Here is a 25,661-nt window from a genome sequence, read left to right as displayed (position 1 = left end):
CTAAGATAATAACATATGTATCATCTCTTTAAATTCAATACCTTTCTTTTTACACATCATGGGAAAAAGACTGAGTTCTGTCATTCCAGGTATGGTGTTGGCTTCCAAAACATACGCTACACCATCCTCAGACAATCTGAAGTCTACGCGTGAAATGTCCTTAAGTTCTAAATATTTGTGTACCATTAAAGCTATGTCCTGAAGCTTCTTGATTAGCTTTTCATCCTCTAAAAAGACATAATCGGACATGCCTTTGGTGTACTTGCTCTCGTAGTCATAGATGCCCTTCTTTGGTTTTATCTCTACGGGAGGAAGAGCCTCGCCCTTTAGTATTCCCACCGTTATATCCCTCCCTATTATGTACTCTTCTATCAGCACCTTGTGAGAGATACTAAGCACTTCCCTTACTGCATTTTCAAGCTCATCATGGTCTTTTACCAGAAAAAGCCCTACGCTTGAGCCCTGGTCAGCAGGTTTTACTACCGCGGGAAAGCTGTGCCATTCAAAAGTCTCCCCTCTGCGCACACATATACCCGCAGGCACAGGTATGCGGTGGAAAGTCAGTATCTTTTTGGTTATGTCCTTATCCATGGCAAGACAGCTACCCAGCACTCCAGAGCCTGTATACGGAATGCCCAGGATGTCCAGAAGCCCCTGCACTCTTCCATCTTCGCCGTAAGTGCCGTGAAGTGCTATAAAGACCTTGTCTGGCTTTATCTCAAGGAGTTTCTGGCAGAGGTTTTCCTCCAAGTCAAGTGGTATTGCTTCGTGCCCCAGCTCCCTGATGGCTCTTAACACAGCCTCTCCAGTTTTCAAAGATATCTCTCTCTCCTCAGACCTGCCCCCCATGAGTACTACAACTCTCAACGACTTTTACCTCCTCCTCAAGATATATACCAAACTCCTCGTAAACTCTCCTTTTTGCTTCCAAGAGTATTTTAAGCGCATCTTCGTATCTGCCATCACCTAAGTTTACAAGAAAGTTAGCATGAAGGTGGGAAAAAGCCACATCTCCTACTCTGTATCCCTTCATACCCACCATCTCAAGAAGTTTGCCCGCATACTGCCCAGGCGGATTCTTAAAGGTAGAGCCGGATGTGGGCATGTTTATGGGCTGTGTGCGCCTTCTCCTCTCCTTTATGAGATTCTGCTCGTGCCTAACATCAAGCTCTGCTCTCTTTAGCTCCAGCTCAGCCATAAGAACTATGCCCATATCCGGAAAAGGAGAGCTTCTGTAATCAAACTTTACATCCTCCGCGCTGATCTTCTCCACATTGCCTTCCCAGTCCATGACAAGAAGGCTCTTAAGGTAATGCGATATTTCCGTGCCAAAAGCTCCTGCATTCATAGCCACAGCACCTCCCACCGTTGCGGGAAACCCGGCAAGCTTGTATATGCCTTCCAGGTTTAGCTCAAGAGCCAGTTTAACCACCTGCGAGAGCCTCACCCCACACTGGGCTTCCAGCAGAACCTTTTCCCCTGCATGGAAAATCTTCATACCGTTTAGTCTTGAGGTGTTTATCACAAGCCCATAGTAATCACCAAAAATTGTGTTAGCACCCCTACCCAGCAAGAATACAGGCAGTCCCTCCTCCTTTGCCCACCTTATGGCTTTAGAAAGCTCTGCAAAGTCAGAGGGAAAACACATAAAACGCGCAGTACCCCCTATCCTTATGGTGGTATATGGAGCAAGTAGCACGTTTTTCTCTAACTTCATGGACACTGACTTATTTTAAGCGAGAAAGTTCTTCAGTTTAAGCTTTATGCTCCCTTATAGCTCTGCCTATGTCAGCTCTTGCTATTATACCAACAAGTTTTAAGCTACCTTTTTTTTCCACTATAGGAATTCTACCCACACCCTTTCCCATCATAAGCCTGAACACATAGCCTAAGGTATCTTCAGGTGTAGCAACTATAAGGTTTGTACTCATCACTTCATAAACCTTAGTGCTACTTCTCTTCTCGGGAGGGACTTTTAGCACATCGCTTTTAGTTATAATACCAACGAGTTTCCCGTCATTGACCACTGGAAGCCCTCCTATTAGATTTTGAGCCATCAAATCCTGAGCCTCTTCTATATGTACATAAGGTTTTATAGTTATAGGCTCGCTCATATGGTCTTTCACTCTTAGCCTTTCAATTATATAAAGTCCCCACTCATCCGAATAAGCTGGGGAGTCAAGGCGCGTATCTACTTGGCTCGGGAAAATACTTCTATCACCGCTCAGGAAGAAGGTGATAAATACAGAAATCATGGCAGGAATAAGCAATTCGTAGCCCCCTGTCATTTCAGCTATGAGTATAAGGGTTGAAAGGGGAGCCTTAGCTGCGCCTGCAAAGAAGGATATCATCCCAACAACCACCATAGATGGAACATGCAGAGATAGGTTATGCATGCTATTTAGGAAAAGACTGTAGAATGCTCCCACAAGTCCCCCTAACATTACAGATGGACCAAAAACACCTCCCGAACCACCTGACCCAAGCGTTAGCGAAGCCCCAAGGATAATGCCTAAAGCACTGAAAAGGATTAAAGTTATATCATGTAGCTTCCCGTCCATAATAAGCTGGAGCCAGCCATATCCGTTGCCTATTGCGGAAGGTACGAACATGCCTACCAGCCCCGCTAAAAAGCCACCCAGAGCAGGTTTTAAGTACGGAGGAAAACTTAGCCTGTCAAATCTCTCCTTAACCATAAAAAATACGAAGATGAATATCCTGACCATCAGCGCACACACCACCCCCAATCCTGCGTAAGCGAGGAGAGTGGGGTAAATGTTGGAAAGTTTTTGTATATTTACAGAGAATATTGGTTGAAAGCCAAAAAACAGCGCAAAAACGCTATAAGAAGTTATTGAAGCTATAAAACTTGGTATTACCGCCTCTATATCAAAATCCCTTTTAAAGAAAACCTCGGCGCTAATTATAGCTCCTGCAAGTGGAGCTTTGAATATGGCAGCTATTCCGGACCCAAGACCGACGGCAATAGCTATTCTTCTGTCCCTTTCCCCCATTCTGAAAAGGCCAGCAACAGTAGAGCCTATTCCGGCACCTATCAAAGCTATGGGTCCTTCCCTTCCTGAAGTTCCTCCCGTTCCGATGGTTAAAGCTGAAGTTATCAGCTTCAATATGGAGGAGCGTATGGAAAGCCTCTCCCTGTTATGGTAAGCCTTTATTGCAGCATCAGTCCCAACGCCTGCGGACTCAGGAGAAAGATAGTATGTAAGAAACCCAGAGATTAGCCCACCAAGAGCTACTGTTAGAGGAAGAAGATAAGGTCTTGTGGGTTCCTGTGTAAACTCCTGCCTTATGCCTTCTCCCGCTGGCAACGGCTGTATATAACTAACCACACTTTCCAAAACGTAGCGAGTTATTAGGTTGAGAAGATGGACAAATACAACTGCAGAGACTCCGGTAAGCACACCTATGAGGACAGGAACCAGTAGATACCTCCTCAACACTTCCGTTGACTTATAATTTTACTCTATGAAAAAAGCGGTGTTGTTTTTTACGGTAGCTCTGGTAGCTTGTGGACCCATTACCAAAGAGGAGCTGGACCAGAGGTTTGCCAAGGTTGATGAGAGATTAAATAAGCTTGAGGAGAGACAGAGGAGGCTTGAGGAGCAGAGCATAAAGACAGAAACCAGAGTGGACAATCTTGCGGAAAGCTTTACCAAGCTGAGATTGGATGTGGAAAGATTAAAAACAGGCAGAGAGACCATAAGTCCAGTAAAAACTCCCGAGGAGACCAAAAGAAGGGTGGAAGTTCCTCAAAAAGCTCAAGAGGATTACCAGAGGGAGTACGACGAGGCAATAAATCTTTACAACCAAAAGCAATTAAACAAAGCAAAGGAAAAGTTCATAGAGTTTATCAGGAAAAACCCGCAAACACCTCTTACTGATAACGCTTACTTCTGGTTAGGTACCACCTTCAGAGACCTGAACGAGCTGGATAAGGCGGAGGCTGTCTGGCTCACACTGGTAGAGAGGTGTAAAAGGGGCGAACTTCCAGATTGCAATAAAGCACCAGCTGCCTATCTCCAGTTAGCCAGATTGTATGAACTTAAAGGTGATCAGCAGAAGGCTAATGAGTTTTATCAAAACCTGATGAAGGACTATCCCCTTTCAGAAGAGGCACAGATAGCTAAGAGAAAACTTGGAAAATGACATCTTTAAAAATACCTACACATCTTGCTGTCATTATGGATGGAAATGGAAGATGGGCAAAGGAGAGAGGGCTATCAAGGATACACGGCCATTATCAAGGTGTTAAGAGGGCAGAGGAGCTTGTTGATGCTTGCATAGAGCTGGGCATAAAATATCTTACCCTCTTTACTTTTTCAACAGAAAATTGGAAAAGACCTGAGGAGGAAGTAAAAGCGCTTTTTATGCTTTTTGAGTCCTACCTGAAGGAGAAAAAGGACGAGCTTATAAGCAGGAACATAAGGCTGAAGTTTATAGGCAGAAGAGATAGACTACCTAAGGAACTAGTTATGCTTATGGAGCAGGTGGAAGAAGATAGCAAAAGGTGTAGTGGTATAACAGTTTGCATGGCGCTTGATTACGGTGGCAGGAATGACATAGTAAGAGCTATAAATAAAGTGTTAAAAGCGGGCTTAAAAAGTGTGGACGAAACAACCTTTTCAAGTTTTCTTGACCTGGACGGCATACCAGACCCAGACCTTCTTATAAGAACAGCTGGAGAGAAGAGGATCTCCAACTTTCTACTTTGGAACCTGGCATACTCTGAACTTTACTTTACAGACACTTACTGGCCAGACTTTGACAAAACAGAGCTTTTGAAAGCTATAGAAAATTACTCAAGACGGGTGAGAAAGTTTGGAGCGGTTTTATAGAAGCAGAGAAACTGTAGGGCTTCTTGTAGGTTTGGTCTCTTTGGTGATAGTCTTTTCTCCCCTTTATATATTCATACCCGCAGTTGCTTTTTTGTCTTACAGAGTAGCTAAGGAAGTGTCTCAAGCTTTAAAGGTAGAGCTGTATCCTGTATTTGCTTCTACGGTTTTCCTAATTTCTTGTCTTCACACAGGCATGGGTATAGTTCTCTCTGCCATACTGTCTTTAACAAAGGGCTACAGGTCTTGGAGTATGGAAGATTTTTTAAAAAGCTTTCTCGTTTTGATTTACGCAGGTATTTTGCCATCTTACCTTTACACCCTAAAGGTTTTGCATGATTATCAGCTTCTTAAGGTCCTAATTTTTACTTGGGTTGTGGATGTGTTTTCCTACTATGTGGGTAAGCACCTGGGTAAGCATCCCTTCTTTCCTAAACTCTCTCCCAAGAAGACTTGGGAAGGTTTTTTAGGTGGTGCCATAGGTGGTGTAGTAACTTTTTCTTTTATTTCTGGTCTTCCACCTTTTAAATCTCTGCTGTGCGGTGTTTTGCTAATTTTGTGCGACGTTTCTGGCGACCTTTTTAAAAGCTTCATTAAAAGGCAAGTAGGCATAAAAGACTTCTCTGATATCCTTGGAGGTCATGGAGGTTTTACTGACAGGTTTGATTCATTACTTTTTACTGCTCCTGTCTACTCCGCTTTGGTAGTTTTATAAGGGTCCCCCCTTGTGGGGGGGAGTATTAGTCAAGCTCTGGCATCTCTGGAGTAGGAGTTTTCTCTTTCTTCTCTTCAGGTATCTCCGCCACCAGAGCTTCTGCGGTAAGCATAGTACCTGCAACAGAGGCTGCGTTTTGGATGGCTACCCTTACCACCTTAGTGGGGTCTATGATACCAGCCTCCACCATGTCCTTGTAATCTCCAACACCAGCATCAAAACCCCAGTTTTTACCCTTCTCTTTTCCGAGCTGGAGGACCTTCTCAAGCACCACATAACCTTCAAAGCCTGAGTTAGCAGCTATCTGCCTGATGGGTGTCCTGCAAGCCTTCTTTATTATATCAATGCCAAGCTGCTGGTCTGCGTTATCCACTTTTAGGTTGTCTAAGGCTTCGGATGCTCTCACGAGAGCTACTCCACCACCAGGCACTATACCTTCCTCAACAGCCGCCTTTGTTGCATGCACTGCATCCTCAACTCTTGCTTTCTTTTCTTTTAGCTCTGCTTCTGTTGCAGCACCTACCCTTATGATGGCAACTCCGCCGGAGAGCTTGGCAAGTCTCTCCTGAAGCTTTTCTCTGTCATAGTCGGAGGTGGTTTCAAGGATCTGTCTCTTGATCTGCTCTATCCTTGCCTGTATGGCTTCCTTAGAGCCTTTGCCTCCTACTATAGTGGTGTTGTCCTTATCCACTATCACTTTGTCAGCCCTTCCGAGCATATCCAGTGTCACGCTTTCAAGCTTTATACCTAGCTCCTCCGTTATGGCTGTTCCACCGGTGAGTATGGCTATATCCTGCAGATAATCCTTTCTCCTCTGACCAAAGCCCGGAGCCTTTACTGCACAAGCTCTTATCACACCCTTTATGTGGTTTACCACCAAAGTTGCCAATGCTTCTGCTTCTACATCTTCCGCTATTATGAGAAGTGGTTTACCAGCTCTTACCACATTCTCAAGCACAGGAAGCAGATCCTTCACATTGGATATCTTCTTTTCGTATATCAGTATGAAAGGATCCTCAAGCACCGCCTCCATTTTATCGGGATTTGTCACAAAGTAAGGGGAGAGGTATCCTCTGTCAAACTGCATGCCTTGGACTGTCTCAAGGGTAGTCTCTGCGGACTTGGACTCCTCAACGGTGATGACGCCATCCTTCCCCACAGCTTCCATGGCATCAGCTATGATTTTCCCTATGGTTGCATCGTTGTTAGCTGATATGGTGGCAACTTGCTCTATCTCTTTTCTCCCAGACACAGGTATGGAGAGCTTCTTTATCTCGTTTACGACCGTTTCAACAGCCTTATCTATACCTCTCTTGATGTCCATGGGATTTGCACCAGATGCTATAGCTCTCAAGCCTTCGTTAAAGATGGCTTGAGCCAGCACTGTTGCTGTGGTAGTTCCGTCACCTGCTACATCAGATGTTTTGGAAGCTACCTCCTTTACCAGCTGTGCGCCCATGTTTTCGTAAGGGTCCTTAAATTCTATCTCCTTTGCTACAGTAACGCCATCCTTTGTAACTACAGGAGTACCCCACTTTTTCTCTATGATCACCTCTCTACCTCTTGGTCCGAGGGTGACCTTAACAGCATTGGCAAGCTTGTCAACACCTGCTTTGAGCCTTGCCCTTGCATCTTCTCCATAAATAACCTTCTTTGCAGCCATCTTTCCACCTCCTTTAAAAGTTATTTACTCAATTACTGCAAGAACTTCGTCTTCGGACATTATTAAGTACTTTTCACCGTCCAGCTCCACTTCTGTACCTGCATACTTATTAAATACCACCTTGTCTCCCTTCTTCACCTTTGGGGAGACAATTTGACCGTTGCTGAGAAGCTTCCCATCACCTACTGCAATAACTTCCCCTATTTGGGGCTTTTCTTTTGCAGTGTCAGGTATGATAATACCTGACGGCGTCTTCTGTTCCTGCTCTTCCATTCTTTTGACTACTATCTTATCGTACAAAGGTCTCAGCCTTGCCATGTCCTTACCTCCTTCATTTTTTTACACATAAAAATTATATTAACACCCTATCCCTTTGTCAAGAGGTTTTGAGTAAATTTTTAGCCTATTATACTAAACTTTTTTGATGCCAGAAGTGTTATACTTTGGAAAAAAAGATGATCTAAATCACTAAATTTTGGGTGCTGGCTCAGTGAGTAGTAAAATTATCTTTCACTATGAGAATAAAGAAAGTAGACAGGAAGGCTTTTTTAAACATAGTAGAGGCTGTGCTGTTTGTGGATTTTATAAAGGGTCTTTCTGTAACTCTTAGAAATCTCCTCAGGAGACCTATCACCATAAACTATCCTCTTGAAAAGCTAACCTTACCAAAGAGGTACAGAGGAGCACACGGTCACTTTGTGTGGGATGGTACAGAGCCAGATTCTCTCAAGGCTATAGGCAAGTTCATGAGCTACGAAAAAGGCAAGAGCAGGTGTGTAGCCTGCTACATGTGTCAGACAGCCTGTCCCATGCCTACACTTTTTAGGATAGAAGCGGTGCAGATGCCTGACGGTACTAAGAAAGTGGTGAGGTTTGACATGAACCTCTATAACTGTCTTTTCTGTGGGCTTTGCGTAGATGCCTGTCCGGTAGGGTGTCTTACCATGACGGACCTTCATGAGCTTGCGGGTTACTCAAGGGCATCTGGGGTCTACAGAATGGAGGACCTGGAAAGACACGCCATAGACTGGAAGAAAAGAAGAGGAAAAGAACCTGACAGAATTTGGATAGATGACCATCAAAGGGAAAAACTCTGGGGGAAGGTCCAGTGGAGTGGGTAATCACCGCTCTTCTCTCTCTTTGGCTTGTGTTATCTGCACTCTGTACCATCTTTATGAAAAATCCTGTTCATGTTATATTGGCTTTCCTTTCGGTTATACTTGCCATGGCAGGTATATTTCTCCAGATGAAAGCAGAGCTTCTGGCAGGGCTTCAGCTCATCATATACGCGGTTGCCATCGTTGTCTTCTATGTATTGGTAATAACTGTTATCCCTTGGGAAAAAGTTAAGAGATTTGAAGGTATATATAAACAGGAGCTTTTTTGGGGAGCACCGTTTTTTCTAATCTCGTTTTTACTAATGTCTTATATGGTACTAAAGGGAAAGTTTGCCCAGCCTTTGAATGTTATTAGCGGTGATAATGTAAGAGATGTTGGGAAAAATCTGTTTACATCTTACCTCTTTCCTTTTGAAGTGGCTTCTGTTATACTTTTGGTTGCTATGATAGGAGCTATACTTCTTGGGAGGAAAGAGGAGTGAGCGTTGAAAAGTTTTACCTTATTTTGAGCTTGTTTCTCTTCCTTTTGGGTTTCTTTGGTATATTAATACGCAAAAACTTGATTACTATACTTGTCAGTACGGAGCTTATGCTTAATGGTATAAACCTTGCCTTTGTGAGTATAGACAAAATGCTGGGCGGGACAGACGGTCAGGTTTTTGCTCTTTTTATACTCACAGTGGCTGCTGCTGAGGTGGCAGTGGGTTTAGGCATAATAGTTTCAATATTTAGGCTCAGAGGATACGAAGGGTCTTCAGAAACAGTTCATCTGAGGGATTAGCATGGAAGCGCTGGTGCTGTTTTTGCCACTCTTTGCCTTTTTGGTGGTGGGTCTTTTGGGCAGATACATGGGAGACCTTCTTTCGGCACTCATCACCATAGGCGCAGGCTTGCTCTCTTTTGTACTCTCCCTTACCATACTCTCTAAGGCTATCTCTTCACCCTTCAGCGTCAAGCTCTATGACTTTCTGCCCTTCCTCTCCTTTGGTCTTTACTTTGATGCTCTCTCTTCCATTACCAGCGCTGTGGTCACTCTTGTGGCCTGTCTCATCTTTGTTTACTCTATAGGATACATGCACAACCTATTTGGTCACTGGACTTTTAAGTTCTACGCTTACCTGTCTCTGTTCCTCTTTGCCATGCTCCTTATAGTTCTGTCTGACAACCTGCTTGGTATCTTCTTTGGCTGGGAGGGTGTTGGTCTTGCCTCTTACCTGCTTATTGGTTACTTCCACACTCAGAAGAAGGCTGCGGATGCTTCCTTGGAAGCCTTTGTCATGAACAGAGTGGGTGATTGGCTCTTCATTTTTGGCATAATCTCTTCCTTCTATATTTTTGGGTCTTTGTCCCTTTTGGACATATTTGGAAAGGTGAGCAGTGTGCCTTCTGCTCTTCTTTCTGTCTGCGCACTTCTTCTCTTTGGTGGTGCTGTTGGAAAGTCTGGACAGCTCCCTCTTCACACATGGCTTCCCAACGCTATGGCAGGTCCCACGCCAGTTTCTGCTCTTTTGCACGCTGCCACCATGGTAGCAGCAGGCGTTTATATGGTGGCAAGGCTATATCCTCTGTTTGAGGCAACTCCCGAGAGTCTCAAGGTGGTGGCGCTTATAGGGGGCATAACTGCGCTCTTTGCAGCTTTGGCTGCCACATCCCATACGGATATAAAGAAGATAATAGCCTTTTCCACCATGAGCCAACTGGGACTTATGTATCTGGCACTGGGATTGGGAGACAAAGCAGGAGCCATGTTTCACCTTACCACACACGCCTTTTTTAAAGCCCTGCTATTTTTGGCAGCAGGGTCGGTCATCCACGCCTTTCACCACCAGGTGTACGACATATACCAAGTAGGAGGGCTAAAGAAGTACATGCCAGCCACCTACTGGAGCTTTATAGTGGGAGCGTTGGCACTCTCTGGCATATTTCCCCTTTCTGGGTTTTTCAGCAAAGACAGGATAATAAGCAGTGCATACGAAGCAGGTACAGGATGGGGACTTTTGGCAAGCTTTGTAAGCCTACTCACAGCCTACTACATCTTCAGGGAAGGATTTGTAATGTTTGTCTCAAAGAGAGAGTATGAGGAAAAGCCACACGAGAGTGAGAAGGTGATGGTGCTACCCATGGTGGCACTGAGTGTGCTTTCCGTAGTATCAGGGCTTATAGAAGGCTGGTACATGAGAGTGATGGGAAGCAAGAGTGAGCTTCACCTTAGCATAGCCATAAGCTCGGTTTTGATAGGGCTGACAGGTATAGGGATAGCGTATGCAGTGTATGTGAAGGGGGCAATAGACCACCGCAGAGCATACAGAGCATTAAAACCCATTGCGGACACCTTCAGGGAGCAGTTTTACACCGAAAAGCTCTACCACAAACTGATAGCATACGGATACCTTGTGGTTTCTAAGAGCTTTTACTTGGTATTTGAAAGGCAGGTCATAGATGGTGTGGTCAATAAAACATATCAGGTGGCACAGTCCACGGGAGGTTTTTTAAAAGTCCTTCAAAATGGTAAGATAAATTACTACACTCTTGCCATGTATGTGGGTTTTTCACTCATCCTTCTCTTAATAACTCTGTGGAGGTGAAGGGATGCTAAGCGTAGCTATATTTCTGCCTCTTTTCTCCGCTCTGCTGGTACTGGTCTTAAGAAGGGAGAAACTTTCCAAGATTATCTCCGTAGTCTCTTCTGGCATAGTCCTTTTGATAGCCCTCATGCTCTTTCTTGGCTTTGACTGGAACAAGCCGGGTTTTCAATATGAGGCCAAATACGAGTGGATACCTACGCTTGGCATCTATTACCATATAGGTGTTGATGGTATGGGCATTTCCCTGATCCTTATGACAGCTCTCATGTTCTTTGCCTCTTTTGTCTGGTCTTGGAAGATAGAGGATAGACCTAACCTGTATCATGCACTATTTTTGATGCTTGAGACTGCCTGTTTAGGTGTTTTTTCCGCACTTGACCTTTTTCTCTTTTACATCTTCTGGGAGGGTATGCTAATTCCCATGTACTTTATCATAGGTCTTTGGGGACACGAAAGGAAGGTTTACGCTGCCAACAAATTCTTTGTTTACACCTTCTTTGGTAGCATGTTCCTGCTCTTGGGTATTGCTTCCATCATAGCTTACGCTTACATAACCACAGGGCAGATATCCTTTAATTATTTATTTCACAAGAATTTAAGTTATCCCATCTGGTTGCAACTTTTGGCTTTCCTTCTCTTTGGTGTAGGTTTTGCGGTAAAGATTCCCATGTGGCCTGTTCACACATGGCTTCCCGATGCTCACGTGGAAGCTCCCACGGCAGGGTCTGTGATACTGGCTGCTGTACTTCTCAAGATGGGTACATATGGATTTGTTCGCTACTCTTTGCCTCTCTTTCCTGAGGCAAGCAAGTACTACATTCCACTTATATTCTTTTTAAGTCTTGTGGCTATCATATACACAGCTATGATGGCAATAGCGCAAACTCATATAAAGAGACTTATAGCATACTCCTCCATAAGCCACATGGGTATAGTTACCTTGGGCACTTTTGCTTTGGATGTGAATGCTTTAAATGGTGCCATATACATGATGATAGCTCACGGGCTGTCTTCTGCAGCTCTCTTTATGTCAGCAGGGTTTATCTATGATAGGATACACAGCTATCATATGGATGACCTGGGGGGACTCGCCAGATACCTTCCAAAGCTCTCGGTGCTCTTTATGATAAGCGGGCTTGCGGGTATAGGCTTTCCCGGACTTGCAGGTTTTGTAGCAGAGTTTTTAGTCTTTCTTGGCACCTTTAAAAACTATCCCATCTGGGCATTCATAGCAGGTGTAGGTATGGTTTTGAGCGCTGCATACTTTCTGTACATGTACAAGAAAGTCATCTTTGAGGAGGAAACGGTTCCCGAGCAGAGGCTTGAGAAGTGGAAACATCTCAAAGACATAGAAACGCATCACTTTCTACCTTTTCTGCTCATACTGGCATCTGCCTTTCTGCTGGGACTTTATCCACTGCCCTTTGTAAGGATAGTTGAGCAAACTTCCAGATATGTGTTGGGAGGCTAAAGGTGAGTTGGAATGCTCTTCTTCCTGAACTTATGCTATCCTTAGGTATCCTTTTAGTTTTTTTACTTGAGCTTTTTCTGAGCAGGAAGTATTATAAGTTTTTGACTTTACTTGCAGGACTTGTACCGCTCTTTGCACTGCTTTCTTTGTTCTTTGTGCATGTTCCCTCCAAAACTCTCTTGGATGTTTTCTATGTTGATACCCACAATTTGATAGGTAAAGGGCTTTTGTATGCTATTACTTCTCTCAGCTTGCTGGCATCCTACGATTACTTCCTTAAAAAAGAGGCAGACTACGGAGAGCTTTCGTATCTTGTTCTTACATCTTCCTTAGGGCTTTCCATACTTCTATCTTCCTCCAACTTGGCTCTGCTCTTTCTTGCTCTTGAGCTTTCTTCCATAACCATGTATGTGCTAATAGGAAACTTCAGACGGGATTATCCTTCAAAGGAGGGAGCTTACAAGTATTTGGTGATGGGGAGCACCGGGACTGCTACGCTAGCTCTTGGAAGTGCTTTTTACTATGCTTCTGTAGGGAGCCTCTTTTTAAAACCATACTCTGATAGCAACACGCTATTTCTTCTGGGAATGTTCCTGATACTGTCAGCTCTTGCTCTCAAGGTGTCCGCTGTACCTTTCCATTTCTGGACGCCTGACGCTTACGAAGGAGCTCCTACTCCCATAACCGCTTACATATCCACCGCACCCAAGATAGCTCTATACTTCCTACTTGTAAAAATGTCTGCTCTCTTTTCTCAGGTCAAGGAGTGGATGCTTTTGGTGGCACTGCTCTCAATCCTTTCCATGTTTTATGCCAGTTTTGTGGCTTACGCTCAAAAATCTGTAAAGAGACTTTTAGCATACTCTTCCATAGCGCACGCAGGATACTTTCTGTTGGGCATAGTGGTGTGGGACAAAATTCTCTCTTCCGCCATGCTCTTTTACCTTTCCGTTTACGCCTTTGCCACCTTAGGCTCCTTTATAGTTCTTGCAGTCCTTGAAAAGAGAGAGAGCTTTACCCATCACTTTATGGACTACAGAGGACTGGGAAGACACGATACCCTTCCGGCTGTGGTCTTATCTTTATTTCTCTTTGCTCTCATTGGCATACCCCCTATGGCTCTATTCATAGGTAAGCTGGGCATATTTGCCGGTCTTGCCAAGGTGGGGCTCTTGCCTTTAGCGCTTCTCTTTGTGGTGGCAAGTATAATATCTGCGGGATACTACCTTAAGGTGATAGTTTACATGTTTTTAGAAGGCGAAGAGAGAAGGTGGCAAAAGGTTAAGCTATCCGCAGGTGAAGCTTTTGTTATAATGCTGTGCGCAGTTTTGGTGGTGCTTTTTGGCATTTTCCCAAGTGTGCTTTACGACCTTATCTTTAACGCGCTATGATGCTCAAGGTGATCCCTGTGGGAATCCTGTCTGTCAACTGCTCAGTTATACTTGACGAGGAGGAGGGGAAAGCGGTGGTTATAGACCCAGGTGCGGACGCGGAGAGGATAGAGGAAGCTATGGATGGTTTTGAGCTGCAAGCCATCATCTGCACCCACGGACATATAGACCATGTGGGACAGGTAAAGACCTTGAAAGAAAAGTACAGAGTACCTTTCTACATGCACAGGAGCGACCTCTTCCTTATAAACGACCCCATCTGGCCCGGGTTTGAAAAACAAATTGGGTGCGCTCTGCCCTGCCCTGAACCTGATGAGTTTTTGGAGGATGGTAGTGAGATAAAGGTAGGTAGCATCAGCTTAGAAGTACTTTACACACCCGGACACACACCCGGACTCTGCTGTCTTTATATGAAAGACCACGGAGTTTTGATAGCGGGGGACCTTCTCTTTAAGGGAAGTGTGGGAAGGTGGGACCTACCGGGAGGCAACTTAGAGGACCTCAAAAAATCCTTAGCAAGAGTGTTTAAAGAGCTACCAGATGATACTCTTGTTATATGCGGACACTACGAAGAGACTACCATAGGACATGAGAGAGTGTTTAATCCTTATCTGAGAAGTCTGTTATGAGAATAGCGGTTATAGATATAGGCTCCTACTCCTGCCGGCTTAGCATTGCGGACATAGAAAACGGACTCACTCACATATATCAGGAAGGCAACATAACATCCCTCAGCTCAGGACTGAAGGATTCGGGCTTTCTTCAAAAAGACAGAATGGAAGAAACCCTAAGGGTTCTGGAAGAGTATTTAAAAAGAGTGAGGGAGTTTAAGGCTGACGCGGTTGTGGCGGTAGGCACGCAGGCTCTCAGGAAAGCCAAGAATGCGCAGGATTTTCTCGGTATGGTGAAAGAGCGCACCGGACTTGACATAAGAGTGATAACTCCGCAGGAGGAGGGCAGGTACTCCTTCCTTGCGGTGGCATACTCTTTAAAGCCAGAGGGCAGGTTTTGCATAGTGGACCAGGGTGGAGGTTCCACAGAGTATGCCTGTGGCAGAGGTTTTAACCCGGACAGGATAGTCTCCTTACCCTTTGGCATTGTAAATCTTACGGAGGAGTTTTTGCATAACGACCCTCCTCTTGTTTACGAGCTTGAATCTCTTAAAAACTTCCTTGATGAGGAGATGCTCAGGATAAAGGATGAGTGCGATATCCTTGTAGGGTTGGGAGGCACCATAACCACGCTGGCAGCTCTTGAGTACGGAGTGTTTCCCTATGACCCCAGCGCAGTACACGGAAGGACCTTAAGCCTTGACAGCGTTATGTTTTGGCTTGAGACTCTAAGCAGTATGAAGGAAGAGCAGAGGATAAAGAGTTTCCCTCAGATAGAACCCAAAAGGGCTAAGGTGATAATTCCGGGGATACTCATATTCTACAGAACCATGGTAATCTTTGGCAAGAAGGAAATACTGGTAAGCGACTGGGGACTAAAGGAAGGCATAATAGTGAGCGAGTATCTAAAAAGAAAAAAGGAAGAAAAGGGAGGTGAGTAGGGGCTTGACAGCATTTAAAAGATCCACTGAAACTGTACCGTCAGCGCATCGTTGTTAATCTTGTTCCTCTGCTCATCAAACTTGGTGTACTCTATGGTCCATCTGAAGTTTTCACTCTTATAGTAGTAATTGACTCCTATACCTATCTGTTTTACTTTGCCAAGGCTTGACCTGTCTTGACCAGCCGTCAGCTGATTAGCACCCACAAAATCCGTAGCATCCCCGTAAAGCCTTGCGTTGGCGCCGGTGCCTACCATCACTATCTGTGGCTTGTACTCCGAGTAGCTCACATAAGGCTCAAACTTGTGCACAGACTTGGGATTTATTACATATCCCACCTTGGCAAGCCAGAAGTCATTCTTTATACTCCTTCCCGGATAGAGATTGTTGGCGCCGTCAACAAGCAGGAGGTTGTTAAACTTCACCTGACCCGCTTCAGCCACAAAGGATAAAGGTCCATGATGCCATGCCAAGTCAACACCGTAAAACTTCATATCCACCTTGTTGTCCAGAAGCTGGTTTGCTACCGCTGTGCTGTTCACACCTATAGGGTTGGGAAGTAGCATGTAGGGAATTCTCACATTCACAGTTCCAGCACCGTTAAAGGGCGCACCACTGCCAAGAAACCCCGGTGATATACCCTGAGTATCTGTGATGATGTGCTGGTTTATCTTGTTCTGGAAGGCATAAGATACTCCTATGGTAATACCCTTTCTTTTACCTATGTACGTGTCCCTATAGAGCCAGTTGTATATTACGGGTTTACCTTCTGGCTCACCCAGCTGGATGGTTCCCCTGAAGGTGTACAGGAAGTTGTTGGAAGCGTTCCCCCTTGCCTTAGAGAGGCAGGTAGCTATGGCAGGATTGGGTGAAGTGTATCCGCAGAGAGGCGTAGAACTGCCAACTCCCACCACAGATTCATCCCAGGGGTTTTTCACATTCTTAAAGCCTCCAAACACACCCACAAAACCATCAAGGGTTATCTTGGAGTACCCAGTTCCTTTGTTAGAACCCCTTATGTGAGCATAGCCACCAAAAGCCCTTCCCGTTACATCTCCTATAGCTAAGTGTGTCCACCTTAAGGTGGCGTTAGTCCTGTCCAGGTCCATGTTGTCGTAAGCTCTCTGAAACTGCTCCCTCCCCAAAGGTACTCTTGGGTATCCCAGATGCAGGTCTATGGTTAAACCTTTTGTATCCACCATGGCGCTGGGAGCAAGAATTGCGTCAAACTCGTGTATGTATCCTGTGTTTCTGTTGCTCTGCCTCTTTGCGTGTGTTGGCTGTCCACCAAAAGGTGCATCGTAAGGGTCTCTGCCAAAGTCGTTGTCCCTCAGAACCAGATTGAACTTAAACCATGATGAAGCGCTTCCAAAAAACCTGAGCCTTATCCTTCTGAAGAACACATCGTCCCTGTCGCTGGCGTTTACGAAGTTGGGCCTGTTTTGAGAGCTTATGTCCTGATGTCTGAACCACAACTGCATAAGGAAGTTAATGTCAAGGTACTGCTCCTCCGCAGGACCCGAGAGTCTTATGGCGTGTGCCACCTCTGGTGAGAGCAAAGACAGAGCTAAAAAGCCAGAGCCTAGTAGCATCCCTTTTCGCATGCATTCCCTCCTTTACTGAACTTTTATGTAGCCAAAACCTTTTGACTGAAGGTCTCCTATGGCACCCACGCCAGAGGGTACTATCTTGGTAAAGTCGTGGAGCTTATTGGGGTCTAACCTCAGCCTGTTCAAGGTTATGTTGCATATGTAGTACTCAACGCCGTACAAAGTGAGGTCTTTTTCTCTCCTTTCCAGCTCGGAGATATTTATAGGCTCGTTCTCCCACGGGCTTCCCGAAAGGTCTTTCATGAAGAACTTTACCCCAGGACCGTGAGCTACAACTACTATCTTTATCTTAAAGGGATCGTTATCGTATACAGAAAGGTGATTTCCTATGTTGGTGAGCATAGTCTTAAAGCGCGCCTCCTGAGGAAAATCGCAGTGGTAAACAACCGCTACAGGTGTTTCCTTTTTTATATCGCTGAGACTCACTTTAACAGGTGCAGCGCTAACTACTCTGCTCAGCACAGGCATAGAACCCAGCAAAGTCAGCGCTTTAAAGAAGCTTCTCCTGTTCATAAAATCCACCTCCTTGCCATCTTTATTTGCAAGGAGCATGCCAAAAAAGGCTGTCACACCAAAACCTTGAACTTCAATCCATAGCTTTGTGTTGCTGGACTCTGCACCTATGCCAAAGAGACAAAGCTTTGTCAAAATGACATTACAATCTTCTCAGGTCCCTGTATGCATTCCAAAAGCCTGAAACTATGCCAATAAAGAAGAAAAAAAACAGACCAAAAGGAAAACTCTTTACTTTGAAAAGACCTTCCATGAACCACCTATCAAAGGCATAGCCCACCAAAAGACCTGCTAATATACCTCCCAAGAGATTAAAACCCACAGTGAGAGCCAGAAAGTCTCTGCCTTTCATACTAGGTAATAAATAAAGCACAGAGTTAAAAGCACCGCAAGTAGTACGGGAAGTGTCAAAACAAAACCCGCTTTTATGTAATAACCCCAAGTGATCTTTATGCCTTTGTGTTCCAAAACATGTAGCCAAAGGAGGGTAGCCAAAGAGCCTATGGGTGTGAGTTTTGGTCCTATGTTGGTACCTACTAAGTTGGCAAGGGCAAGAAATTGTGTAAATCTCTCTGGAAGATGCGCATCTTGTATAGATATGTTCACTAACATAACGGTGGGCAGATTGTTCATAACTGCGGACATAAAGGCGGACAAAAGACCGGTACCCAAAAGAGCATAGAACTCTCCAACACGATACAGGTAAGATACCACATGCGTTATAAAGTTAGTTATGTTTACCTTCTTCAGGCTGTAAACTACAGCATACATACCTACAGAGAAAAAGACTATGCTCCAGGGTGTAAACCTTATGACTTCCTCTATCTTCACTACACGATGTCTGATTGATGCCAAAGACAGAATTAGCGCACCAGCTCCAAGAATAGCAGAGTAAGGAAGTTTAGCCATATGGTATAACTCCAACGCCAAAAAGGCAATACCAAGAGCGATTATAACAAACCAACCTACCTTAAAGATAAAGGGGTCCTTTAGCGCATACTTTGGGGGGAGGTCTTCAAGCACATCTGTGTCGTACCTCTTTATCATATCTTTTCTATAGTAGACATAAAGGACTAATATACTTGTCAAGATGGAGACCAAGTTAGGTAAAAACATCAAAAGGGCGTAATGCCAAAAGTCCATATTAAAAAAGTGGGCGGTTATTATATTAGTTAAATTGGAGATAACGAGGGGCAGGCTTGCGCTATCCGATATAAAACCGCTTCCCATAATGTAGGGAAGCACCATCCTTTGAGGAAGTTTTAGATGCCTTATCTTTGAGTAGATGATGGGGGTAAGCATTAAAGCAGCTCCGTCGTTGGCAAAAACGGCGGAGATAAAAGCTCCTAAGAGCATCAAGAATACAAAAAGCAAAAGCCCGTTCCCCTTAGCGTAGCCTATTGCCTTTAGAGCTGTCCATTCAAAAAATCCGGCTTTATCTAAGATTATGGAGATAAGCACAAGAAACACAAAAGCTAGGGTAGCATCCCACACCAGGCTTGCAATATACAGGACATCTCCAATAGACACAATACCCAGAAGAAGGCAAGCAATGGCACCAGCCCACGCGGACCAGCCTATACCTATCCCTTTAGGTTTAGTTATAACAAAAGCCAGCGAAAGGATGAATATGGTTACTGCCAAGAACTTTTCCATAACTTAAAAGAGCAGGTTAAAAAGGTAGCCTGCCATCACTATGGATGTTGCTACTATGATAGCAAACATGGCTATGAGCTTGGGCTTCATTACCTGCTTGAGTATCATAAATTCAGGCAGAGATAGCGCTGTGGTTGCCATCATAAAAGCCAGAGCTGTACCTAAGGGGACACCTTTTGATATGAGGGCTTGTATAACAGGTAAAATGCCTGCTGAATTAGAGTAGAGGGGTATACCTATAGCTACCGCCAGAGGCACACTCAGAAAGCTGGCACCTTTTACCACACCCTCCACAAAGTTTTCAGGTACATAGCCATGTATAAATCCTCCTATGAAGATAGCCACCGTTATGTACAACCAGATTTTGCTCATTATAGCCTTTACATTTTCTGCAGCATAGTTTAGCCTCTCTTTTAGGGTTAGTTCCCTTTCCTTAGTTTCTCCTACCTTGAGCTGAAAAATGTAATCTTCCACAAGATTTTCAGGCTTTAGCTTACCTATTAAAAAGCCGGAGAGCATGGCGACAGCTATCCCAAAGGTCAGGTAAGCTGCAGCCACCTTAAAACCAAACACGGAAATGAGAAGACCCAAAGCTACTTCATTGACCATCGGGGAGGCGACCAGAAAGGTAAAGGCAGCACTGAGGGGTATGCCTGCCTCCACAAAACCTATAAACATAGGAACAGCAGAGCAGGAGCAGAAAGGGGTGACTACACCAAGAAGAGCAGCAAGTGGAAGAGCTACGACCCTGTGCTTTGAGAGGATGTGCCTTGTCTTTTCTATTGGAAAGTAGCTCCTTACCAAGGAGATTAAAAAGATAACCAATGTCAAAAGAGTGAAGATCTTGAGAGTATCGTAGATAAAAAAGTGAAAAGCGAGCGCCAACTGTTGGTTAGGAGGAAGATGAAGAACTTGATACACTAAGTAGTCTGCTAAACTCTTGTAAATCTCAAACATCGCTCAAAAGCTCCTCTAACTTTTGAGGTGAAGGTATAGGTGTGCCTACGTGTTTTAGAACTCCGTTTACCACCAAGAGAGGCGTAGTCATTACACCGTACTTGACCACTTCTTTTACATCTATCACCTTTTCCACTTTTGCATCTATTCCCTTGACTTTTACTATGGTAAGCACCGCGTTGTAAAGGAGCTGACAGTTAGCGCACTCAGAGGTGCTTATCACCTTTATCTCTTTCATCTCATAACTCCTTTATAAGCTTTTCTACCCTTAGCTTTATCTCATCTCTGATGCGTCTGAAAAATTCCAGTTTCTCCTCATGGGAACCTTCTACCTTTGCAGGGTCCGGGAGGTTCCAGTGTTCTGTGCGAGCTCCCACCACCGCAGGACAGGTCTCTGCCGCATCGCCACACAGGGTTATAACTATGTCCAGCTGCTGGTAGGGTATGTCTTCTATGGGTTTGGGATAATTTAAGGATATGTCTATACCCTCTTCCTTCATAACTTCTATGGCAAGGGGGTTAACCCGGTCCGCAGGGTTTGAACCCGCTGAGTAAATCTCTACGTCCTTACCGTACAACTTGGTAAAGTATTTGGCGTATCCTTCCGCCATCTGGCTCCTTGCTGAGTTTCCTGTGCATATAAAACCTATCCTCATGGCTAAGCCTCACAAGCTGTATATAAACTGCTGAAGGTGTCAAGGCTTTCTATGAGGGGTCTTAGCTGAGCCAGCACCTGGTTGTGGTGATTTATCTTGTAGTAGGTCCACTTTCCTCTCTTTTCCCAGAGGACTAAGTTGGCTTCCCTGAGTACCCTCAGGTGAAAGGATGCATTAGGCTGAGATAGTCCAAAAGCTTGTGTTATCTGACAGACGCAGAGCTCCTCACACTCAAGGAGACTCCTCACAATACCAAGTCTAACAGAGTCGGAGAGAGCGTAAAAGACTTTCAAGAGGTCTTGCTCCTTCATGGGGAAGATTATACATAAAAAAACTTTTATGTGATATGATAAAAATCAATAATATAGAGCCTCCTTGTGAAGAAAGCCGTCAAAAACCTTGTACACACTACCCTCTAAGAAAACCTTCTTTAGCTGGCTGTCAAAGTCTATCCTGAGAGTCTCTCCTCCTCTGGTCTTTACCTCCACGGGCTTTTTCTTTACAAGTCCCTTTTGGTATGCCACTATAGCGGATGCGGTGGCACCTGTACCACACGCCAGTGTCTCGTTTTCCACACCTCTCTCGTATGTTCTTACGCTTATACTACCATCTGAAAGCGTCTTTACAAAGTTGACATTTGTACCGCCGGGAGAAAAAGCCTCGTGAAACCTTATAGCTCTTCCGTAGGTGAAAACATCAAAGTTTTCAAGGTCATCTACCAACATCACAAAATGAGGCACCCCAGTGTTTATAAAGCTACCGCTTATTTCAGTGCCGTTTACCTTTATCTGCATCTCTCTGTAGCTGTGGGGCTCTGTAAGAAGCACTTTAACCCTCTTTCCCTCTTCCAGAACCTGTGCCTGAATAACACCCACCAGCGTTTCAAACCGTACATATTCCCCAGCTATACCGTTTTCGTAAGCAAAGCGCACTGCACACCTTGATCCATTCCCACACATACCTGCTACTGACCCATCCGAGTTAAAAAACTGCCACTTAAAGTCGTTTTGGGGATCATCCGGATGCTCTATGAGTATAACCCCATCTGCCCCAACGCCCGTGTGTGGAGCGCATACCTTTATCACAAAGTCCTTCAAAGTGATGTTTACACTTTTTATAAACTGATAAACTTCCCCTTCTCTGTTGTCAAAAACCACAAAGTCGTTTCCTGAACCGTGAAGCTTTACGAACCTCATACGGATATTTTAAACTAAATAAAGCTATGTTTTGTAGGGTAAAGAGCGGTGGAGTGTTGGGTATAGATGGCTTTGAGGTGGATGTGGAGGTGGATGTATCGCCGGGACTTCCCGTGTTTAACATAGTGGGTCTGCCTGACAAGGCTATAAATGAGGCAAAGGACAGAGTAAAGTCAGCTCTAAAAAACTCAGGCTTTTCTATACCTACTAAAAAGATAACTGTCAATCTTTCACCTTCGCATGTTAAAAAGCAGGGGACTCTTTATGACCTTCCCATAGCTGTAGGCATACTTCAGACGTCAGGCATTTTAGATGTACCTCAAGATGTGGTGGTGTTGGGTGAGCTTTCCCTTGATGGAAAGATAAATAAAGTGATGGGTGTTCTGCCCATAGTGCTGTCTTTAAAAGAAGAAGGTTACAGGAAGTTTTTTGTGCCTGAAGCCAACGCCTTTGAAGGTGGTATAGTGGAGGGTGTGGAAGTTTACGGCTTTAGCAGTGTAAGTGAACTGGTGGAGCATCTGAAAGGTATAAAACAGAAAGATCCCGTAAAAGTTTGCATAGAGGAGCTTTTAAAAGACAGTGAGAACTTTGATATAGACCTTAGCGATGTTTATGGGCAGGCGCTCGCCAAAAGAGCCATAGAGATAAGCTGTGCTGGTATGCACAATCTGCTTTTTATTGGTCCACCGGGAGCTGGTAAAAGCATGCTTGCCAAGAGAATGATTACCATCATGCCCCCTCTTACTTTTGGAGAAGCCATTGAGATAACTAGAATATACAGCGTTGCAGGACTTTTAACTGACGCTTTAATAAAGACAAGACCCTTCAGATCACCCCATCATACCGCCTCAGATGTAGCCCTCATAGGTGGGGGGACTTTCCCCACTCCGGGTGAGATAAGCTTGGCTCACAGGGGGATACTCTTCCTTGATGAGATGGTAGAGTTTAGCAAAAAGGCACTTGAAGCTCTCAGACAGCCTATGGAGGACGGATTTGTCCACATCACAAGAGCGGGTGGAAGAGTGAGATTTCCTGCTCAGTTTCTTCTGGTGGGTGCTATAAATCCCTGCCCCTGCGGGAATTACGGAAATCCTTACAAAGCTTGCGTTTGCAGTCCTTCACAAATAAGAAATTATCAGTCCAAACTATCAGGTCCCATACTTGACCGTATAGACCTAAAAGTATGGGTAGAGCCAGTAGATAAAGAAGACCTCCTAAATGCCAAAGGTGGTGAAAGCTCCTCTTATGTGAGGGAAAGGATAAAGAGAGCTTTTGAGATTCAAAAGGAGCGATTCAAAGGCAGTCATACGCTCTTTAACGGGAGAATGAAGGAAAAGGAGGTGGAAAAGTACTGCACTATGGACAAAGATGCCAAGAGCTTCTTAAGGCAGGCTATAGAAAGGCTAAACCTAACAGGCAGGTCTTACATAAGACTTTTGAAGGTTTCAAGGACTATAGCGGATCTGGATGGAGAGGAGATTATAAAGGCTCATCACATCTCTGAAGCTCTGCAGTTCAGAGTGGAGGATAAATTGTTAATTTGAAGGAGAAAGGCTATGCGTAGCGTTAGGATGAGGGCTGAGCTGGATGGAATGCATGTCTCGGGTGCAGAAAGAGTAATCCCCCACTACGAACTTGAAAAGGTAGTGATGGAGCTTTTAAAAAGACCAAAAAGGTACGATAAGATAGTTATAACCATTGAGAGGGTTGAAAATCTTGAGACCATACCAAAATCCTTGCCCATAAAGAGCCATGATTTTGCAGATGTAGAACAGGCTCATGAGTTTGTAATAAAGAAACTCAAAGAGATAGGCATAGAAGAGAGCATCACTCAAAAGGCTCTAAAGCTTCTGACAGAGGGACCAAACCCCAAGGGTGGAAACATGAGAGGTGCTGTGCTTATGGATCCAGTTAGCGGGGAGAGGCTTGAACCGGATCAGGAAAGGGGTATAAGGACTACAAGAATAGACTGGAGGAATCGCACAGCTATAAAAGAAGCCCTGAGGGAAAGAGGTATAAAGAAGTTTTACTTAGAGAGGCTCATAGATGCCCTCGCTATAGCTACAAAAAATATACATTGCGGTGTTATAGCGGAGATATGTTGGAGCGATGACCCTGAGTACACCACTGGATACATAGCCAGTAAAGAATTTGGCTACATAAGAATAAAACCCATGAAGGAAGAGCATACACCCACAGGCGGTAGAGTGTATTTTGTCAAAAGGGAGAGCCTGCAGGAGCTTATAGAGTGCTTGGAAAGGAAAGTTATGCTTATAGAACAGCTTTTATAGAAAAATTTGGGGGCTAAAACCCTGCATAAGCAGTTTAAAATAATCTCTAAAGAGGTAGCTCTAATGCCAAAACTTCTAAGATGTCTCACCATAGCCTTAACCGATGTTCCTGAAGAATACAAAATAGCTCTGGGATATCTGACCTACCACTCAGGCAGACTCTACAACCAAGCTCTCTATCTGCTTAAAAATAAGCTTGCAAGAGTCAACATGTTTGACCTGTATAATAAGTTAAATTCTTCAATCCATCTGAAAGCCCTCCAATCCCGCTCAGCTCAGATAGTCCTTGACCAGCTCGTGAGAGCTTACAGAAACTGGTTTGAATATCTGAAAAATCCTCAGAAGTTCAAAGGACAGGAGATAAAACCTCCCAAATTCAGAAAGAAGACAAAACCTCATAGAACACTAACTTATGACAGAACAGGTTTTAAAATTGTGGGAACTAAAATCAGGCTATCTCTGTCTAAAGATCTTAGAAAGTTTCTCAAGGAAAAACATGACATCCATATCAAATACCTGTGGATAGAGACAGGACTTGAGCTAAGAGAGGAACTCATAAGGAACATTCAAATAGTCCCTAAAGGAAATGAGTTTGAGCTTCACATAGTATACTCCGCTGAAAAGGAAACTAAGGAGCAGGAAGGGAACAGAGCTATGGTCATAGACCCTAACTCAGAAAACTTCATGGTGATAGGTATAGATGGAGTGAAAACTCCATACATAGTAGATGGGAGAGGACTCAAAAGTTTGCTCAGAAAGTATCTGAAGAAGATAGCCAAACTTCAGAGCTTGAAGGACAACCTTAAGAACAAGAGACTTCCGTATCACAGAGTAGAGGAGAGGATAAACAAATTGTGGACTAAGGTAAAGAGATTACTCAGGCATTACGCGCATACTGTTAGCAACCTGATACTTGAGCTTGCAATCAAACACAGAGTTAAGGAAATCTGGATAGGAAACTCTGTAAAGAACAAGAACAGGGAGAGCAATCTAAACTCAATAGCAGACCAGATATGGAGCTTGCTACCTCACGGTAAGGTAAAGGAGTATCTGGAATACAAAGCAGAGCCTTACGGCATAGCAGCCCGCTACATAGATGAAAGATATACTTCGGGAGTGGACTCCACGCTTGAGTGTGGGGTTTGCAAGGAAAACTACACTCCCGAAGGCAGGATAAAAAGAGGACTATTTAAAACCTCAAGGGGGTACTTGAATGCTGATGTGAATGCGGTAAGGAACATGCTCAAGAAGCTGGAAAGATTTGACCAGATAACTGCAGTTGCTAAACCAGTAAGGGTGAGGATATTCAAAAGTATCTCCGTTAGCTCCCTATATGGTCAAATAGGGGGCAGGAGTAGAGGCAGTGTGAACCTGCCTGTGGTGGTAAGGGACACATCAGGTGTCCAGACCCATCACGAAGCTCCGCATCTGTGA

At 44.4% G+C, this 25,661-nt stretch carries 28 protein-coding genes; 14 read left to right on the top strand and 14 right to left on the bottom strand.

Annotation, left to right across the window (positions count from 1 at the left end; translation table 11 throughout):
• From HTH_RS09040 to HTH_RS09030, 3 genes are read right to left on the bottom strand one after another with little or no spacing between them, the layout of a single operon-like run.
• Complete coding sequence (locus HTH_RS09040) at positions 1-867, bottom strand: D-alanine--D-alanine ligase family protein (protein WP_012964424.1); 867 nt, start codon at positions 865-867, stop codon at positions 1-3.
• Positions 833-1,717 carry a UDP-N-acetylmuramate dehydrogenase gene (gene murB, locus HTH_RS09035; RefSeq protein WP_012964423.1) on the bottom strand — a complete coding sequence of 295 codons (885 nt, stop codon included), beginning with the start codon at positions 1,715-1,717 and terminating at the stop codon, positions 833-835. The genes HTH_RS09040 and murB overlap by 35 nt, the downstream gene beginning before the upstream one ends.
• 37 nt (positions 1,718-1,754) lie before the next feature.
• Positions 1,755-3,461, bottom strand: a complete 1,707-nt coding sequence (locus HTH_RS09030) for a chloride channel protein (protein WP_012964422.1) — start codon at positions 3,459-3,461, stop codon at positions 1,755-1,757.
• A gap of 25 nt (positions 3,462-3,486) precedes the next feature.
• Between HTH_RS09030 and HTH_RS09025 the strand changes: the two genes are divergently transcribed.
• The 3 genes from HTH_RS09025 to HTH_RS09015 are packed head-to-tail and all read left to right on the top strand — an operon-like array spanning position 3,487 to position 5,568.
• Positions 3,487-4,167, top strand: a complete 681-nt coding sequence (locus tag HTH_RS09025; protein WP_012964421.1) for a tetratricopeptide repeat protein — start codon at positions 3,487-3,489, stop codon at positions 4,165-4,167.
• Positions 4,164-4,856: a polyprenyl diphosphate synthase gene (gene uppS, locus HTH_RS09020; protein ID WP_012964420.1), complete on the top strand. Its 693-nt coding sequence runs from the start codon at positions 4,164-4,166 to the stop codon at positions 4,854-4,856. Before HTH_RS09025 ends, uppS begins: the two co-directional genes overlap by 4 nt.
• Positions 4,840-5,568, top strand: coding sequence for a phosphatidate cytidylyltransferase (locus HTH_RS09015; RefSeq protein ID WP_012964419.1), 729 nt, complete (start codon positions 4,840-4,842; stop codon positions 5,566-5,568). The genes uppS and HTH_RS09015 overlap by 17 nt, the downstream gene beginning before the upstream one ends.
• Before the next feature lie 25 nt (positions 5,569-5,593).
• Here the strand turns inward: HTH_RS09015 and groL are convergent, their stop codons facing one another.
• Positions 5,594-7,231 carry a chaperonin GroEL gene (gene groL, locus HTH_RS09010; RefSeq protein WP_012964418.1) on the bottom strand — a complete coding sequence of 546 codons (1,638 nt, stop codon included), beginning with the start codon at positions 7,229-7,231 and terminating at the stop codon, positions 5,594-5,596.
• A 24-nt stretch (positions 7,232-7,255) separates the two neighbouring features.
• The gene (gene groES, locus HTH_RS09005; RefSeq protein ID WP_012964417.1) at positions 7,256-7,549 is read right to left on the bottom strand and encodes a co-chaperone GroES; all 294 of its coding nucleotides are present in this window, start codon (positions 7,547-7,549) and stop codon (positions 7,256-7,258) included.
• 197 nt (positions 7,550-7,746) lie between these two features.
• On the opposite strand from groES, the gene HTH_RS09000 reads away from it, so the two are divergent.
• From HTH_RS09000 to HTH_RS08965, 8 genes are read left to right on the top strand one after another with little or no spacing between them, the layout of a single operon-like run.
• Positions 7,747-8,352 (top strand): NuoI/complex I 23 kDa subunit family protein, encoded by a 606-nt coding sequence (locus HTH_RS09000; RefSeq protein WP_012964416.1) that lies wholly within the window; start codon positions 7,747-7,749, stop codon positions 8,350-8,352.
• Positions 8,340-8,831, top strand: coding sequence for an NADH-quinone oxidoreductase subunit J family protein (locus HTH_RS08995; RefSeq protein ID WP_012964415.1), 492 nt, complete (start codon positions 8,340-8,342; stop codon positions 8,829-8,831). Before HTH_RS09000 ends, HTH_RS08995 begins: the two co-directional genes overlap by 13 nt.
• The gene (gene nuoK, locus HTH_RS08990; protein WP_012964414.1) at positions 8,828-9,130 is read left to right on the top strand and encodes an NADH-quinone oxidoreductase subunit NuoK; all 303 of its coding nucleotides are present in this window, start codon (positions 8,828-8,830) and stop codon (positions 9,128-9,130) included. Before HTH_RS08995 ends, nuoK begins: the two co-directional genes overlap by 4 nt.
• 1 nt (position 9,131) lies before the next feature.
• Positions 9,132-10,934 (top strand): NADH-quinone oxidoreductase subunit L, encoded by a 1,803-nt coding sequence (gene nuoL / locus HTH_RS08985; protein WP_012964413.1) that lies wholly within the window; start codon positions 9,132-9,134, stop codon positions 10,932-10,934.
• A gap of 4 nt (positions 10,935-10,938) precedes the next feature.
• Positions 10,939-12,405 (top strand): complex I subunit 4 family protein, encoded by a 1,467-nt coding sequence (locus tag HTH_RS08980; protein ID WP_012964412.1) that lies wholly within the window; start codon positions 10,939-10,941, stop codon positions 12,403-12,405.
• A gap of 2 nt (positions 12,406-12,407) precedes the next feature.
• Positions 12,408-13,796 carry an NADH-quinone oxidoreductase subunit N gene (locus HTH_RS08975; protein WP_012964411.1) on the top strand — a complete coding sequence of 463 codons (1,389 nt, stop codon included), beginning with the start codon at positions 12,408-12,410 and terminating at the stop codon, positions 13,794-13,796.
• Entirely contained in the window at positions 13,793-14,425 is a 633-nt protein-coding gene (locus tag HTH_RS08970; RefSeq protein ID WP_012964410.1) for an MBL fold metallo-hydrolase, read from the top strand. The genes HTH_RS08975 and HTH_RS08970 overlap by 4 nt, the downstream gene beginning before the upstream one ends.
• Complete coding sequence (locus HTH_RS08965) at positions 14,422-15,348, top strand: Ppx/GppA phosphatase family protein (protein WP_012964409.1); 927 nt, start codon at positions 14,422-14,424, stop codon at positions 15,346-15,348. Before HTH_RS08970 ends, HTH_RS08965 begins: the two co-directional genes overlap by 4 nt.
• A gap of 14 nt (positions 15,349-15,362) precedes the next feature.
• Here HTH_RS08965 and HTH_RS08960 read toward each other — a convergent pair whose 3' ends face one another.
• From HTH_RS08960 to dapF, 9 genes are read right to left on the bottom strand one after another with little or no spacing between them, the layout of a single operon-like run.
• Positions 15,363-16,952, bottom strand: coding sequence for a hypothetical protein (locus HTH_RS08960; protein ID WP_012964408.1), 1,590 nt, complete (start codon positions 16,950-16,952; stop codon positions 15,363-15,365).
• A 12-nt stretch (positions 16,953-16,964) separates the two neighbouring features.
• On the bottom strand, positions 16,965-17,606 hold the full coding sequence (locus HTH_RS08955) for a DsrE family protein (protein WP_232500432.1): 642 nt from the start codon (positions 17,604-17,606) through the stop codon (positions 16,965-16,967).
• Positions 17,607-17,613: 7 nt separating this feature from the next.
• On the bottom strand, positions 17,614-17,823 hold the full coding sequence (locus tag HTH_RS08950) for an AtpZ/AtpI family protein (protein WP_012964406.1): 210 nt from the start codon (positions 17,821-17,823) through the stop codon (positions 17,614-17,616).
• Positions 17,820-19,127, bottom strand: coding sequence for an arsenic transporter (locus HTH_RS08945; protein ID WP_012964405.1), 1,308 nt, complete (start codon positions 19,125-19,127; stop codon positions 17,820-17,822). The genes HTH_RS08950 and HTH_RS08945 overlap by 4 nt, the downstream gene beginning before the upstream one ends.
• 3 nt (positions 19,128-19,130) lie before the next feature.
• Entirely contained in the window at positions 19,131-20,084 is a 954-nt protein-coding gene (locus HTH_RS08940) for a permease (protein ID WP_012964404.1), read from the bottom strand.
• The gene (locus HTH_RS08935; protein WP_012964403.1) at positions 20,077-20,322 is read right to left on the bottom strand and encodes a thioredoxin family protein; all 246 of its coding nucleotides are present in this window, start codon (positions 20,320-20,322) and stop codon (positions 20,077-20,079) included. Before HTH_RS08935 ends, HTH_RS08940 begins: the two co-directional genes overlap by 8 nt.
• Position 20,323: 1 nt before the next feature.
• The gene (locus tag HTH_RS08930; RefSeq protein ID WP_012964402.1) at positions 20,324-20,740 is read right to left on the bottom strand and encodes an arsenate reductase ArsC; all 417 of its coding nucleotides are present in this window, start codon (positions 20,738-20,740) and stop codon (positions 20,324-20,326) included.
• A 2-nt stretch (positions 20,741-20,742) separates the two neighbouring features.
• A complete protein-coding gene (locus HTH_RS08925; RefSeq protein ID WP_012964401.1) occupies positions 20,743-21,051 on the bottom strand; it encodes an ArsR/SmtB family transcription factor in 309 nt (102 codons plus the stop codon).
• Between the two features lie 45 nt (positions 21,052-21,096).
• Complete coding sequence (gene dapF / locus HTH_RS08920) at positions 21,097-21,936, bottom strand: diaminopimelate epimerase (protein WP_012964400.1); 840 nt, start codon at positions 21,934-21,936, stop codon at positions 21,097-21,099.
• 26 nt (positions 21,937-21,962) lie between these two features.
• Here dapF and HTH_RS08915 point away from each other — a divergent pair, with 26 nt between their 5' ends.
• From HTH_RS08915 to HTH_RS08905, 3 genes are all read left to right on the top strand, one after another.
• Entirely contained in the window at positions 21,963-23,480 is a 1,518-nt protein-coding gene (locus HTH_RS08915; RefSeq protein ID WP_012964399.1) for a YifB family Mg chelatase-like AAA ATPase, read from the top strand.
• Positions 23,481-23,492: 12 nt separating this feature from the next.
• On the top strand, positions 23,493-24,227 hold the full coding sequence (locus tag HTH_RS08910) for a 6-carboxyhexanoate--CoA ligase (protein WP_012964398.1): 735 nt from the start codon (positions 23,493-23,495) through the stop codon (positions 24,225-24,227).
• 63 nt (positions 24,228-24,290) lie between these two features.
• Positions 24,291-25,661, top strand: a complete 1,371-nt coding sequence (locus HTH_RS08905) for an RNA-guided endonuclease InsQ/TnpB family protein (protein ID WP_012964397.1) — start codon at positions 24,291-24,293, stop codon at positions 25,659-25,661.

Source organism: Hydrogenobacter thermophilus TK-6, assembly GCF_000010785.1.
GTDB lineage: Bacteria > Aquificota > Aquificia > Aquificales > Aquificaceae > Hydrogenobacter > Hydrogenobacter thermophilus.
This window is presented reverse-complemented; position numbering and strand designations above follow the sequence as displayed.

What these genes read in the sequence shown, in the direction of transcription:
- murB (WP_012964423.1), bottom strand. Translation starts at nt 1,717, where the DNA reads ATGAAGTTAGAGAAAAACGTGCTACTTGCTCCATATACCACCATAAGG.
- HTH_RS09025 (WP_012964421.1), top strand. Translation starts at nt 3,487, where the DNA reads ATGAAAAAAGCGGTGTTGTTTTTTACGGTAGCTCTGGTAGCTTGTGGA.
- uppS (WP_012964420.1), top strand. Translation starts at nt 4,164, where the DNA reads ATGACATCTTTAAAAATACCTACACATCTTGCTGTCATTATGGATGGA.
- groL (WP_012964418.1), bottom strand. Translation starts at nt 7,231, where the DNA reads ATGGCTGCAAAGAAGGTTATTTATGGAGAAGATGCAAGGGCAAGGCTC.
- groES (WP_012964417.1), bottom strand. Translation starts at nt 7,549, where the DNA reads ATGGCAAGGCTGAGACCTTTGTACGATAAGATAGTAGTCAAAAGAATG.
- HTH_RS09000 (WP_012964416.1), top strand. Translation starts at nt 7,747, where the DNA reads ATGAGAATAAAGAAAGTAGACAGGAAGGCTTTTTTAAACATAGTAGAG.
- nuoL (WP_012964413.1), top strand. Translation starts at nt 9,132, where the DNA reads ATGGAAGCGCTGGTGCTGTTTTTGCCACTCTTTGCCTTTTTGGTGGTG.
- HTH_RS08980 (WP_012964412.1), top strand. Translation starts at nt 10,939, where the DNA reads ATGCTAAGCGTAGCTATATTTCTGCCTCTTTTCTCCGCTCTGCTGGTA.
- HTH_RS08970 (WP_012964410.1), top strand. Translation starts at nt 13,793, where the DNA reads ATGATGCTCAAGGTGATCCCTGTGGGAATCCTGTCTGTCAACTGCTCA.
- HTH_RS08965 (WP_012964409.1), top strand. Translation starts at nt 14,422, where the DNA reads ATGAGAATAGCGGTTATAGATATAGGCTCCTACTCCTGCCGGCTTAGC.
- HTH_RS08960 (WP_012964408.1), bottom strand. Translation starts at nt 16,952, where the DNA reads ATGCGAAAAGGGATGCTACTAGGCTCTGGCTTTTTAGCTCTGTCTTTG.
- HTH_RS08950 (WP_012964406.1), bottom strand. Translation starts at nt 17,823, where the DNA reads ATGAAAGGCAGAGACTTTCTGGCTCTCACTGTGGGTTTTAATCTCTTG.
- HTH_RS08945 (WP_012964405.1), bottom strand. Translation starts at nt 19,127, where the DNA reads ATGGAAAAGTTCTTGGCAGTAACCATATTCATCCTTTCGCTGGCTTTT.
- HTH_RS08940 (WP_012964404.1), bottom strand. Translation starts at nt 20,084, where the DNA reads ATGTTTGAGATTTACAAGAGTTTAGCAGACTACTTAGTGTATCAAGTT.
- HTH_RS08935 (WP_012964403.1), bottom strand. Translation starts at nt 20,322, where the DNA reads ATGAAAGAGATAAAGGTGATAAGCACCTCTGAGTGCGCTAACTGTCAG.
- HTH_RS08930 (WP_012964402.1), bottom strand. Translation starts at nt 20,740, where the DNA reads ATGAGGATAGGTTTTATATGCACAGGAAACTCAGCAAGGAGCCAGATG.
- HTH_RS08925 (WP_012964401.1), bottom strand. Translation starts at nt 21,051, where the DNA reads ATGAAGGAGCAAGACCTCTTGAAAGTCTTTTACGCTCTCTCCGACTCT.
- dapF (WP_012964400.1), bottom strand. Translation starts at nt 21,936, where the DNA reads ATGAGGTTCGTAAAGCTTCACGGTTCAGGAAACGACTTTGTGGTTTTT.
- HTH_RS08915 (WP_012964399.1), top strand. Translation starts at nt 21,963, where the DNA reads ATGTTTTGTAGGGTAAAGAGCGGTGGAGTGTTGGGTATAGATGGCTTT.
- HTH_RS08910 (WP_012964398.1), top strand. Translation starts at nt 23,493, where the DNA reads ATGCGTAGCGTTAGGATGAGGGCTGAGCTGGATGGAATGCATGTCTCG.
- HTH_RS08905 (WP_012964397.1), top strand. Translation starts at nt 24,291, where the DNA reads ATGCCAAAACTTCTAAGATGTCTCACCATAGCCTTAACCGATGTTCCT.